This window comes from Blastococcus jejuensis (genome assembly GCF_039534705.1).
In the GTDB taxonomy this organism is placed as follows: domain Bacteria; phylum Actinomycetota; class Actinomycetes; order Mycobacteriales; family Geodermatophilaceae; genus Blastococcus_B; species Blastococcus_B jejuensis.
The window spans coordinates 14,117-26,134 of record NZ_BAAAVV010000018.1 but is presented as its reverse complement, the minus strand read 5'-3'; the positions used below and the strand labels follow the sequence as shown (position 1 = coordinate 26,134).

The 12,018-nt window shown below is 75.3% G+C and carries 12 protein-coding genes; 5 read left to right on the top strand and 7 right to left on the bottom strand.

Annotated features, from left to right (window positions below):
* Window positions 1-48: 48 nt before the first annotated feature.
* Complete coding sequence (locus ABD644_RS21385; protein ID WP_344691132.1) at window positions 49-720, bottom strand: hypothetical protein; 672 nt, start codon at window positions 718-720, stop codon at window positions 49-51.
* A 161-nt stretch (window positions 721-881) separates the two neighbouring features.
* Here ABD644_RS21385 and ABD644_RS21380 point away from each other — a divergent pair, with 161 nt between their 5' ends.
* Entirely contained in the window at window positions 882-2,054 is a 1,173-nt protein-coding gene (locus ABD644_RS21380; RefSeq protein WP_344691130.1) for a sensor histidine kinase, read from the top strand.
* A complete protein-coding gene (locus ABD644_RS21375) occupies window positions 2,051-2,707 on the top strand; it encodes a response regulator (RefSeq protein WP_344691128.1) in 657 nt (218 codons plus the stop codon). The genes ABD644_RS21380 and ABD644_RS21375 overlap by 4 nt, the downstream gene beginning before the upstream one ends.
* On the opposite strand, the gene ABD644_RS21370 is transcribed toward ABD644_RS21375, so the two are convergent.
* The 3 genes from ABD644_RS21370 to ABD644_RS21360 all read right to left on the bottom strand — a co-directional run bounded on the left by ABD644_RS21370 (window position 2,685) and on the right by ABD644_RS21360 (window position 5,901).
* Complete coding sequence (locus ABD644_RS21370) at window positions 2,685-3,560, bottom strand: enoyl-CoA hydratase-related protein (protein WP_344691204.1); 876 nt, start codon at window positions 3,558-3,560, stop codon at window positions 2,685-2,687. The genes ABD644_RS21375 and ABD644_RS21370 overlap by 23 nt on opposite strands.
* 104 nt (window positions 3,561-3,664) lie before the next feature.
* The gene (locus ABD644_RS21365) at window positions 3,665-4,648 is read right to left on the bottom strand and encodes an acyl-CoA dehydrogenase family protein (RefSeq protein ID WP_344691126.1); all 984 of its coding nucleotides are present in this window, start codon (window positions 4,646-4,648) and stop codon (window positions 3,665-3,667) included.
* Window positions 4,645-5,901, bottom strand: a complete 1,257-nt coding sequence (locus ABD644_RS21360; protein ID WP_344691124.1) for an acyl-CoA dehydrogenase family protein — start codon at window positions 5,899-5,901, stop codon at window positions 4,645-4,647. The genes ABD644_RS21365 and ABD644_RS21360 overlap by 4 nt, the downstream gene beginning before the upstream one ends.
* 131 nt (window positions 5,902-6,032) lie before the next feature.
* Between ABD644_RS21360 and ABD644_RS21355 the strand changes: the two genes are divergently transcribed.
* Both ABD644_RS21355 and ABD644_RS21350 read left to right on the top strand, forming a co-directional pair.
* Window positions 6,033-6,698 carry a TetR/AcrR family transcriptional regulator gene (locus ABD644_RS21355; protein WP_344691122.1) on the top strand — a complete coding sequence of 222 codons (666 nt, stop codon included), beginning with the start codon at window positions 6,033-6,035 and terminating at the stop codon, window positions 6,696-6,698.
* Window positions 6,699-6,761: 63 nt separating this feature from the next.
* Window positions 6,762-8,333, top strand: coding sequence for a long-chain-fatty-acid--CoA ligase (locus ABD644_RS21350; RefSeq protein WP_344691120.1), 1,572 nt, complete (start codon window positions 6,762-6,764; stop codon window positions 8,331-8,333).
* Here ABD644_RS21350 and ABD644_RS21345 read toward each other — a convergent pair.
* Complete coding sequence (locus ABD644_RS21345) at window positions 8,330-8,992, bottom strand: response regulator (protein ID WP_344691118.1); 663 nt, start codon at window positions 8,990-8,992, stop codon at window positions 8,330-8,332. The two genes, ABD644_RS21350 and ABD644_RS21345, sit on opposite strands and share 4 nt — an antisense overlap.
* Window positions 8,989-10,170: a sensor histidine kinase gene (locus tag ABD644_RS21340; RefSeq protein ID WP_344691116.1), complete on the bottom strand. Its 1,182-nt coding sequence runs from the start codon at window positions 10,168-10,170 to the stop codon at window positions 8,989-8,991. The genes ABD644_RS21345 and ABD644_RS21340 overlap by 4 nt, the downstream gene beginning before the upstream one ends.
* Window positions 10,171-10,363: 193 nt before the next feature.
* On the opposite strand from ABD644_RS21340, the gene ABD644_RS21335 reads away from it, so the two are divergent.
* Window positions 10,364-10,996, top strand: a complete 633-nt coding sequence (locus ABD644_RS21335) for a hypothetical protein (protein ID WP_344691114.1) — start codon at window positions 10,364-10,366, stop codon at window positions 10,994-10,996.
* A gap of 110 nt (window positions 10,997-11,106) precedes the next feature.
* On the opposite strand, the gene ABD644_RS21330 is transcribed toward ABD644_RS21335, so the two are convergent.
* Entirely contained in the window at window positions 11,107-11,958 is an 852-nt protein-coding gene (locus ABD644_RS21330; RefSeq protein ID WP_344691112.1) for a patatin-like phospholipase family protein, read from the bottom strand.
* Between the last annotated feature and the right edge of the window lie 60 nt (window positions 11,959-12,018).

Genomic DNA, 12,018 nt, shown 5'->3' with positions numbered 1-12,018 from the left:
GCGGTCTCGGCGGGTCTCGATGCCACTACGTGTCGACAGCGGGCGGTCTCAGGCGGCGGCAGCGACCGACTCGCGCGGTTCGTGCACCGGCCGCCGGTCGCCGCGGGCGAGCAGCCAGCCGCTGGTCACCAGCAGCCAGACCAGGAAGACGAACTGCAGCAGGTCGAACGTCGAGGGGACGGCGAGACCGACCAGGACGGCGAGACCGGCGGCGACCGCGAGACCGGCGAGCCATCCCGGCAGCGCGCGGGCCGCGAGCGCGCCGAGACCGAGCAGCACCGCGAAGGCGCCGTCGATCGCCCAACTGAGGTCGTACGCCGCGTCGTTGAGGTCGAGCAGGGCCGTGACCGTCTGCGCGTCGTACCGGTCGACGTGCAGCGCGGCGATGCCGGGCCCGAAGGACGCGAGCTTGACGGTGAACGCGGCGACGGCCAGGCCCACGGCAGCGGAGGGCACCCACCCGGCGGGCTGGACGGCGCGGATGCGGCCGGCGATGCGGGCGGCCAGCAGGACCAGCGCGGCGAGCCCGGCGCCCTCCAGCCAGAGGCCGACCCAGAGCGCCGTCGTCGGCGGGTGGGCCTCGAGGTGGGCGACCACGGCCTGGGGTGACTCGAGGTCCTCGGGCAGGTACGGCGAGGCCAGGACGATGTAGCCGACGGCGATCAGGACGAAGTAGAGGAAGCCGCCGGCGTCGGCGACACGGTCGAGGATCTTGGACACGGGAACCTCCGCGGGGAGTGGCGATCGGACCCGTCGAGCGTGGGTCGGTGCACCCGGCGCGGTCGTCAGCCCGGGATCGGTTCCGCCTCCACCCGGAAGTGGACCGGGCTGCGACTTCCGGGGGACGCTGCGCAGCGCCCGGCGGCGCTAGCGTCCGATCCGTGCGCATCCCGCCACGAGCGCTGGACCTCGGCTTCGCCGCAGGCTCGGCCGTCCTGACCCTCGCCGTCGTGTTCGGCGAGGGTCTGGCCGCGGCCAGCGACCAGACGATCGCGGGCAGCCGCTGGTGGGTGCTGCCGCTGATGCTCGTCCCGTCGGCGGCGCTGCTGTGGCGACGCAGCCAACCCCTGGCGACCGTCGCCGGCGTGTGGGTGCCGATCGCGCTGCACTCGATGTTCACGGGCATGGGCGCCGAGGGCTTCTTCATCGTGTGGCCGGCGTGGGTCAGCCTGTACGCCCTGGCCGCCTACGGATCCCGCCGCCAGCTGCTCACCGGGCTGGCCGTGGCCGCGGTGGCTTTGTTCGTGCACGACTGGAACGACCCGCGCGCCTGGCGGGCCGGCGCGGAGGGCGCCTGGTCGGCGGCGTGGTGGGACCTGCTGCTGTTCGTCGCGCCGCTGATCGGTGGCCTGGTCGCGGGGACCCGCCGGACGCGCGCGCTGGCCACGGAGAAGGCCCTCGTCGAGGCGCAGGCGCGGGCCGCGGTCGCCGAGGAGCGCGCCCGCATCGCCCGCGAGCTGCACGACGTCGTCACCCACCACGTCAACCTCGTCGTCCTCCAGGCCATGGCCGCCTCCGGGATGCTCGACCACGACCCCGAGAGGGTGCGCGAGCCGCTGGCCGTCATCGAGCGCAGCGGCCGCGAGGCGCTGACCGAGATGCGCCGGCTGCTCGGGGTGCTGCGCGAGGAGGACGGCGAGCGGCCGCTGGCGCCGCAGCCCGGCGTCGGCGACGTCGACGACCTCGTCGGCTCGGCCCGCTCCGCCGGGCTCTCGGTCGGCCTGGCCGTCTCGGGCACCCCGCGGCGGCTGCCCGCCGGTCTCGGCCTGACCGTCTACCGGATCGTCCAGGAGTCGCTGACGAACGCCGCCCGGCACGCCGCAGGCTCGACGGTGGGCGTCAGCCTGCGCTACGCGCCGGAAGCGGTGGAGGTCGCCGTCGTCGACGACGGCGGCCGGCAGGTCGAGCACGCCCCGGCCGGTGGGGGCCGTGGGTTGCTCGGCATGCGCGAGCGGGTCGCGGTCTACGCGGGGACGCTCGAGGCCGGCCCGGTCCCCGAGGGCGGCTTCGCCGTGCACGCCCGCCTGCCGCTCTCCCCCGAGGAGCAGCCGTGATCCGGGTACTGGTCGCCGACGACCAGGCGCTGATCCGCGACTCCTTCCGGCTGATCCTCGACATGGAGCCCGACATCGAGGTGGTGGGCGAGGCGGGCGACGGCCGGGAGGCGGTGGCGGAGGTCGCGCGGCTGCGGCCCGACGTCGTCCTCATGGACATCCGCATGCCGGTGCTCGACGGGCTCGGGGCGACGCAGGCGCTCACCCGGGCCGGCTCCACCGCCCGCGTGCTCATCCTCACCACCTACGACGCCGACGAGTACCTCTACGACGCGATGCGCGCCGGCGCCGGCGGCTTCCTGCTCAAGGACGTGCGGCGCGGGCAGCTCGCCGACGCCGTCCGGACGGTGGCGGCCGGCGACTCGCTGCTGCACCCGGCGCTGACCCGGCGGCTGGTCGAGCGGTTCGTGCAGGGGCCGCCGCCGACCGGTCAGCCGGCCGTCCTCGCCGGGCTGACCGATCGGGAGATCGAGGTGCTGAGACTGGTCGGCCGGGGCCTGTCCAACGCCGAGATCGCCGCGGAGCTGTTCGTCGGCGAGGCCACCGTGAAGACCCACCTGGGCCACGTGCTCACCAAGCTCGGACTGCGGGACCGCGTGCAGGCGGTGGTCACCGCCTACGAGTCGGGGCTCATCCGGCCGGGCTCGGGCTGACGTCCTCCGGCGGCGCCGGCCACAGCGGCACCCCCGCGACCGCGCCGTCCCCGAGCCGGCCCGGGAAGTCCGGCGGCCGCTTGCCCAGGAACGCGGCCACCCCCTCGGCCGCGTCCGGACCGCCGCCGAGCTCGGCCAGCGCCCGCGACTCGGCCCGGTGCGCGTCCCACGGGGACGGCGCCGACAGCATCGACCAGAGCAGCTGCCTCGCCGCCCCGACCGCCACGCCCGAGGTGTTCTCGACGATCTCGGCGGCCAGCTCGTACGCGGTGGGGAGCAGGTCGGCGTCGGGCACCACGCGGGAGACCAGCCGGCCGCGCAGCGCCTCCTGCGCGTCGAAGACCCGGCCGGTGGCCACCCACTCCATGGCCTGGCTGATGCCGACGACCCGGGGCAGGAACCACGACGACGCGGCCTCCGGCACGATGCCGACCCGCCCGAACACGAAGCCGAAGCGGGCCGACTCGGCGGCGATGCGGATGTCCATCGGCAGGGTCAGGGTGGCGCCGATGCCGACCGCCGGGCCGTTGACCGCGGCGATCACCGGCCTGCGCAGGGCGGCGAAGGGCAGCGAGGCGATGCCGCCCCAGTCGCGCGGCACGCCGTCGACGGTGCCCTGGCCCGGCGCCGCGACGCCCCGGTCGCGGAAGGTGTCCCGGCCGCCGGAGAGGTCGGCGCCGGCGCAGAACCCGCGGCCGGCGCCGGTCACGACGACCACGCGGACGTCGTCGTCGGCATCGGCGGCCCGCGCGACCGCCGCCAGCTCGGCGGCCATCGTCGTCGTGAACGCGTTGAGCCGCTCGGGCCGGTGCAGCGTCACCGTCGCCACGCGGTCGGCGACCTCGTAGCGCAGCTGGGTGAGGTCCGTCGTCCACTCCCGTCGTCGTGACCCCAGCTTTCTGTACCGAAAGCTGCGGTGCGCGGTACAGCTTTCGGTACAGAAAGCTGGGTGTTCGGTCAGGGGGTGAGGGCGCCGGCGACGGCGAGCCGCGCGACGGTGTCGAGGTGCTCGGCCTCGTCGCCCAGCAGCAGCCGGTCGACCTTCGCCCGCCGCCAGTACAGGTGCGCGTCGTGCTCCCAGGTGAACCCGATCCCGCCGTGCACCTGCACCACCGTCTCGGCCGCCCGCTCGAACACCTCCGCGGCGTACGCCTTCGCGGCCGACGCGGCCAGGGGCAGCTCCGCCGGCGCCGCGTCGGCCGCCCACGCCGCCCACCAGACGAGCGAGCGCAGCTGGTCCACGCCGACCCAGGCGTCGACCAGCATGTGCTTGACCGCCTGGTAGGAGCCGATGCGGCGGCCGAACGCCTCACGCTCCTGGGCGTAGGCCACGCCCATGCGCACGGCCCGGTCGGCGGCTCCGAGGTCCTCGGCGGCGAGCACCACCGCGGCCACCTGGCGGGCCCTCGCCCACAGATCACCGGCGTCCGGTCGCAGCACCCGCCGGTCGGTGAGCCGCACCCGCGCCAGCCCACGGGTCGCGTCCAGCGGCGCGCCCGGGGTGACCTCGCCCTCGCCGACCACCAGCGCGCCGTCGTCGTCGAGCGCCAGGAAGACCGAGGCGTCGGCGGCGTCGATGGCCGGCGCCGACCCGTCGAGGACGGCGAAGCCGACCGACCCGTCGGCCAGCTGCGCGGCGAGCTCGGGCTCCTCGGCGAGCAGCACCGCCGCCCGGGCCGCGGTCACCAGGGAGGGCCCGGCCAGCACCGCGCCACCCTGCTCGGCGACGACGGCGAGGTCGAGCACGCCCGCACCCGCGCCCCCCGCCGCCTCGGGCACGGTGATGCCGAGGAAGCCGATGTCGGCCAGCGCCTTGCGCCCGGGCTCGACGCGCGCCCCCTCGAGGGCGGCTCGTGCCGCGCCGGCCGACGTGCGTCCGGCGAAGAACTCCCGCGCGCCGTCGGCAGCGTCGCGCTGGTCGGGGCCGAGGTCGAAGTTCACGATCCGCTCCCGTCGGCTCGCCCACCGAGGCGGGCCGAGCCACCCCCGGAGAAGGGAGCAGCCTTGTCCAGCCGCGGTTCCGGCGGCAGGCCCAGCACCCGCTCGCCCAGGATGTTGCGCAGCACCTGGTCGGTGCCGCCGGCGATCGAGATGCCGGGCAGCCAGCCCTGGGTGCGCTGCCACCGGTCGTCGCCGTCGGCGGTCGCGGCGAGGACGGCGTCGTCGCCGAGCAGCCGCACCCCCGCGTCGGCCACCAGTTTGGCCGCGATCGTGCCGGTGAGCTTGCCGGCGCTGGCCTCCGGGCCGGGCAGCCCGCCCTGGCTGAGCACCGTGAACCGGCGGTAGCCGGTGTAGCGCGCGGCGAGCGCGGCCACGACCGCGCGGCCGACCGCCTGGCGGGCCAGCACCTGCCGGTCGTGGTCGAGGGCGGGCAGCCGCTCGCGGGCGTGCGCGACCAGGTTCTCGACCGGCTGGCCGATGTCGGTGCCGGCCCCGCCGATGGCGACCCGCTCGTTCATCAGCGTGGTCAGCGCGACCCGCCAGCCCTCCCCCGGCTCGCCGAGCCGCTCGCTGTCGGGGATGCGGACGTCGTCGAAGAACACCTCGTTGAAGTCGGCCTGCCCGCCCAGCTGCCGCAGCGGCCGGACGGTGACGCCGGGGGCGTGCATGTCGACGACGAACATGGTCAGCCCGGCGTGCTTGGGCCGGTCGGGGTCGGTGCGGGTGAGCAGGATGCCGTAGTCGGCGACGTGGGCCAGCGTCGTCCAGACCTTCTGCCCGTTGACGACCCAGTCGTCGCCGTCGCGCACCGCGGTGGTGCGCAGGGCGGCGAGGTCGGAGCCCGACGCCGGCTCGCTGAACAGCTGGCACCAGACGTCGTCGGCCCGCAGCAGCCGGGCCAGGTAGCACTGCTTCTGGTCGTCGCTGCCGTGCGCGATGACGGTGGGGCCGCACATGCCGATGCCGATGTGGTTGATCAGCCCCGGCACCCGGGCGCGGGCCAGCTCCTGGGCGACGATCGCCTGCTGGACCAGGGTGCCGCCCTGGCCGCCGTGCTCGCGGGCCCACGTGATGCCGACCAGGCCGGCCTCGGCCAGCACCCGCTGCGTGCGGCGCAGCTCGGCCTCGTGGCTGCGTGCGTCGATCGACTCCTCCCCCGGCCCCACGTGCAGGAGCTCGGCCGCGTGGGCGTCCAACAGCCCCCGCACCCGCGCCCGGAAGGCGGCCTCGTCGGGGGTGTCGTCGAAGTCCATGCGCGCGCCTCTCGTCGGGTTCGCCGTGGTCGCCGTGGGGTCCGCCGCACTGTGGCACCGGTCACCCGGAACGGTCAACGGTGACTGTTCGGGTCGTGCGTCCGCGGCGCCCCCGGCCTACGCTCCCGGCCATGAGAGCCGAGACCGTCCCGTTCCTCGGGCCGGCCGACGTCTCGGCCGGGCCCCGGTCGCGTTCCGAGCGGACCGCCGACAGCCGGCTGCTGATCCTCGACGCCGCCGTCGCCTGCCTGGTCGAGGACGGTTACTCCGGCGCCTCGACGCTCGCCGTGCAGGCCCGCGCCGGGGTCTCCCGCGGCCGGCTGCTGCACCACTTCCCCTCCCGCGCCGAGCTCCTGGTCGCCGCGGCCGCGCACCTGTCGACGACGCTGCTCACCGACGTGCAGCAGCGGGCGGCGGCGCTCATGGCCGACCAGCCCAGCGGCCGCGAGCGGGTCGAGCGGGCCATCGACCTCACCTGGGCCACGTTCCAGGAGCCGCCGTTCTGGGCGGCGATGGAGCTGTGGACGGCGGCCCGCACCGACCCCGAGCTGCAGGCGGCGCTGCGCAGCGAGGAGCGACGGCTGCGGGCCGCGATCCGCGCCGTCGCCGACGGCATCTGGGGTCCGGAGATCGCGGCCGCCCCGCTCTACGCCGAGCTCTGCGAGCTGCTGTTCACCAGCATGCGCGGCGTCGCGATCGTCTACGCGTTCGAGGAGCGGCCGGCCGCCACCGATCCGCACCTGGATCTGTGGAAGCGGCTCGCGGCCCGGATGCTGTTCCCCGACAGTCAGGGTTGACCGCCCGGGACCGCCCCTACCAGCATGACGCCGGTCACACCCGAGCCAGGCGAGGAGCCCCCCGTGAGCGTCCCGATCCCGACCCTGCAGGGCCGCGGCATGACCATGAGCGACCAGCTGGCCCGGTGGAGCCGGACCACGCCGGACGCGGCCGCGCTGCGCTTCGACGTATCGGGGCGCAGCTACGCCGAGCTCGACGCGCGGGTCACCCGGCTGGCCCGCGCGCTGGCCGACCGCGGCGTCGGGGTGGGCGACCGGATCGCCGTCCTGGCGCTCAACGGGATGGAGACGTGGGAGGCCTACCTCGCCGGCGTGCGGCTGGGCGCGATCGTCGTCCCGGTGAACTTCCGGCTGGTCGCCGACGAGGTCGCCTACGTCCTCCAGGACTCCGGCGCCGTCGCGCTCGTCGTCGACACCCCGCTGGCCGAGGTGGCCAGGAAGGCGCGGGAACAGGCGCCCGACGTCGCGAGCGTGTTGGTGATCGGCGGGGACTTCGAGGAGGCCCTGGAGTCCGCCGGCAGCGAGCCGCTCGACGTCGTCGTCGACGAGGACCAGCCCGCGTTCATCATGTACACCTCCGGGACGACGGGACGCCCGAAGGGCGCGGTGCTGACCCACCGCAACCTGCTCATGCACGCCTTCAGCCAGGTGACGCACCTGGGCTGGAAGCCCGACGACCGGGTCGGCGCGCCGGGGGCGCCGCTGTTCCACATCGCCGGGCTGGCAGGCGGGTTGCCGCCGCTCCTGCTCGGCGGCACCAACGTGATCATGAAGTCCGGCGGCTTCGACCCGGTCGAGACCCTCGACATGATCGAGCGGGAGAAGATCTCCAGCATCTTCCTGGTGCCGGCCATGTGGGCCGCCGTCGTCGCGGTGCCCGGCATCGGCGACCGCGACCTGTCGCACCTGCGGCGCATCTCCTGGGGCGCCGCGCCCGCGTCGACGACGCTGCTGCGCACGCTGATCGACACGTTCCCGCAGGCCGAGGTGGTCACCGCGTTCGGGCAGACCGAGTGCAGCCCGGTCACCTGCCTCCTGCGCGGGGAGGACTCGATCCGCAAGATCGGCTCGGTGGGCACGCCGATGCTCAACGTCGAGGTGCGCGTGGTCGACGAGGCGATGGACGACGTCCCGCAGGGCGAGGTCGGCGAGATCGTCTACCGCAGCCCGATGGTGATGAAGGAGTACTGGTGCAAACCGGACGAGACCTCGATCGCTTTTGAAGGTGGCTGGTTCCACTCCGGCGACCTGGTGCGCCAGGACGAGGAGGGCTACCTCTACGTCGTCGACCGCAAGAAGGACATGATCATCACCGGCGGCGAGAACGTGTACTGCGCCGAGGTGGAGAACGTGCTGGCGGCGCACCCGAAGGTGGGCGAGGTCGCGCTGATCGGCGTCCCGGACAGCCGCTACGGCGAGGCGCCGCACGCGGTGATCGCCCCCCGCGACCCCGCCGACCCGCCCACGGCCGAGGAACTGGCGGCCTGGTGCCGCGAGAAGCTGGCCCGCTACAAGAACCCGCGGGAGTACTCGATCGTCACCGCACTCCCCCGCAACCCCAGCGGCAAGGTGCTCAAGACGCAGCTGCGCCAGGAGCACTCCGCCGGCTCGCTGGTGGCCTCCCCCGTCGTCTAGCTCCCCGGTCGCACGAGGCCGGACTCGTAGGCGAGCACCACCGCCTGCACCCGGTCGCGCACGCCGAGCTTGGCCAGCACGTGCGCCACGTGCGTCTTCACCGTGCCCTCCCCGAGCACCAGCTCGTCGGCGATCTCGGCGTTGGACAGCCCCCGCGCCACCAGCCGGAGCACCTCCTCCTCCCGGGGCGTGAGCTCGGCGATGCCGGGCGCGGCCGGACCGGTGGACGACGACCGGCGCACGAAGTCGTCCAGCAGCCGGCGCAGCAGGGACGGCGCCAGCAGGGAGTCGCCGTTCACCGCCGTCCGCACCGCGGCGACCAGCTGCTCGCGGGGCATCGACTTCAGCAGGAACCCGGTGGCGCCGGCCCGCAGGGCCTCGACGACGTGCTCGTCGGCGTCGAACGTCGTCAGCATGACGACGGCGGTGCGCAGGTCGGGGTCCGCCGCGATCCGCCGGGCCGCCTGGATGCCGTCCAGGCGCGGCATCCGGATGTCGACCAGAGCGACGTCGGGCTGCCGGTCGCGGCACAGCGCGATCGCCTCGACGCCGTCGGCGGCTTCGGCCACGACCTCGATGTCCGGCTCGGCCTCCAGGATCATCCGCAGACCGGCGCGGACCAGCGCCTCGTCGTCGGCCAGCAGCACGCGCACGGTCATACCGCTGCCGGTTCGGGCGCCGGGACCGGCAGTTCGGCCCGCACGCGCCAGCCGGGGCCGTCGTCACGGGTCCCGGCGGTGACCCGGCCGTCGAAGAGGGCCACCCGCTCGCGGATGCCCACGAGCCCGTGCCCGCCGGGCCGCGCGACGCCCGGCCCCCCGCTGCCGTCGTCCTCGACGACGACCTCGAGCGCCCGCTCGGCGAAGCGCAGGATCACCTGCACCTGCGCGCCGGGCGCGTGCTTGAGCGCGTTGGTCAGCGCCTCCTGCACGATCCGGTAGCCGCTGGCCTCGACGGCCGCCGGCAGCGGGCGCACCCCGCCCTCGACGACGAGCCCGACGCGCGGGCCGGCCGCCTCGACCAGCGGCGCCACCCCCGCGAGGGTCCCCGGATCCTCGGACACCGACTCCTCGGCCGGCGTCTCCCGCAGGACACGGAGCAGCCGGTGCAGGTCGTCCAGCGCCGTGCGGCCGGAGGTCAGGACGACGTCGAGGTGCGCGGCGGTCTCCGGGTCGCGGGCGGCCAGCCGGGCCTGGACGGCGTCGGTGTGCAGCAGCATCAGGGTGACCCCGTGACCGACGACGTCGTGCATCTCCCGGGCGATCCGCCGGCGCTCGGCGGCGACGGCGGCGACCCGGGCCCGCTCCTCCTCGCGCACCGCCTCCCGCGCGGCCAGCGCCTCCCGTTCGGCGGCGACCGCGCGGTCCAGCCGCTCCCGCGCCAGCCGCGCGAACACCCAGACGACGACCGGGATGGCCAGGTTCGCGAACTCGTCGGCGACGCGCACCTCGTCGGCGACGAAGGCGTAGGACTCGATGGCGGCCAGGACGGCGAGCAGGCCGAGCACCGCGTCGCGGCGGCCGTCGGCGTACTGCGCGACGGAGTAGGTCAGCACCAGGATCGCGACGAACCCGGCGACCGCCGGCGCGTCGCCGATCAGCGTCTGGAAGACCAGTCCGACCGCCCCGGCCACGACCGCGCCCAGCGGCCGGGCGCGCCGGGCCACCAACGAGCCGGTGATCAGCGCGAAGGCGACGTGCTGGAGCGGCCGGGACCCGGCGACCTCATCGGCGAGGAGCACCAGTTCGACCTGGCCGACGACGGTGACCACGAGCGCCAGCACCCCGTCGCGCACCCAGAGAGACAGCCCCCGCCACCTCGCCGCGAACCCCGTCATGGCGGGGAAGCGTAAGGCGACCCTCGCCGTCCGGGGTCTCCCGCACGGGTGACATCGGGTCTGCCGTCCGGGTGACCCGACCTCGTCAGGTTCGTCGCGGGATCGGTCCGGCGGCGGAGGGGGACGGCGCGACGGCGGGCCAGCGTGGACGGCACCGGGCGCGAGGGTCGCGCCGCACGAGAAGGGACCGACCATGACCGCCACCGTCGACCAGTCGACCACCACCCGCACCGGCCGCCGGTCGCCGTTGACCGCCGTCGCCGGAGTCGGCGCGCTCGCCGCCTTCGCCGGCGCGGCCGTCGTCTTCGGGGACCCGATCGGCGGGGCCGGCACCGCCGAAGAGGCCGCCACCGCCCTCGAGACCTCGTCGGTCGAGCTCGCCGCCGTTCTGCTCGGCGCCTACGCGCTGCTCGCGATCGCCGTCGTCGGCGGGCTGGCCGCCCGGCTCGCCCGCGTCCGCGACGGCGCCGCGGTCCGGCTGCTGCCCGTGCTGGGCGCCGCCCACGTGCTCCTGCTGGCGACGGCGTTCGTCGCCCTCGCGGGGGCCGTCGTCGTCGGCCGGCAGGTGCTCGGCGGCGGCGTCTCGCCGGGCGCGGCGGAGAGCGCGCTGCTGATCACCAACGTCGCGCACCCCATGTCGGCGTGGCTGGGCGCCGGCTTCCTGATCGCCGTCGTGCTCGCCGCGCGGACCGTCTCCCGGCCGCTGAGCGTCGTCAGCGCGGTGTTCGCCGTGGGCCTGCTGCTGCCGCCGGTCGGGTGGGCCGTGACCTACCTGATGGCGTTCTGGTTCGCGGGTGTCGGCATCTGGCTCTCGCTGCGCGACTGAGGCGGCCGCCCTCCCCCGCGATCATGAAGTCGGGGAAGCGACCCGCCGACATCCCGTGGCGTGTCGCTTCCCGAACTTCATGATCGTCGGCAGGGAGGTGGGCGTCCGCCTCAGGCGGTCCAGACCTCGGCGACCTGCGCCTTCACCGCCGCCGCCTGGGCACGGCCCGCCTTCGCCGAGGGCGCCCGCGCGGCGGGGTCGAGCACGTTGCGGCCGATCGCCGTCTTGCTCTCCTCGTCCGGCGAGACCACCGCGACTCGAGCGACCAGCGAGGTCACCTGGGCGTCGACGCTGGAGATGGGCCCGATACCGCGCGGGATCGGGGCGAGGACGACGACCCGGTCGTATCCGGTCGCGAGGTCGGCGTTCGCGGCCGACCGGATGCCGCCGTCGACGTACCGCCGTCCGTCGATGGTGACCGGCGGGTACACCCCGGGCACCGCACAGCTCGCCGCCACCGCCTTCACCAGCGGCACGCCCGAGTCGCGGTCGAACGGTTGGAACTCACCGGTCTCCGCGTCGACCGCGGTGATCACCAGCGCGCGCTCGGGCCAGTCGGAGCCGACCAGCCGGGAGCCGATGACCTCGAGCCGCTCCTCCTCCGGCGGGGTCAGGCCGGCCTTCTCGGCCTCCAGCGCCAACCGCCCGACCCGGCGCCGGAACGCGGCGTCGTCCCGGTGGCTCCGGAACATCGCCCAGGCGTACTGCGCCAGCATCGCCCGGGTCATCCGCGCCGGCTTCTCGGCCGACGGCGGCTCCAGCTGGCGGCCGAACATCACCTCGAGCTCCGCGCCGCTGGTCACCTGCGCACCCACCACCGACCCGGCGGAGGTGCCGACGACGAGGTCGGCGGCGGTCAGGTCGACCCCCGCCTCGGCCAGCCCGGCGATCACTCCGATCTCCCACGCGATGCCCGTGATCCCCCCGCCGCCGAGGACGAGGGCGGTCCGCTGGTCGCTCATGCGGTCATCCTCACAGAGGGTCGACAGGGCGTGTGACCTGGGCCACGCTGGGTCGTCCCC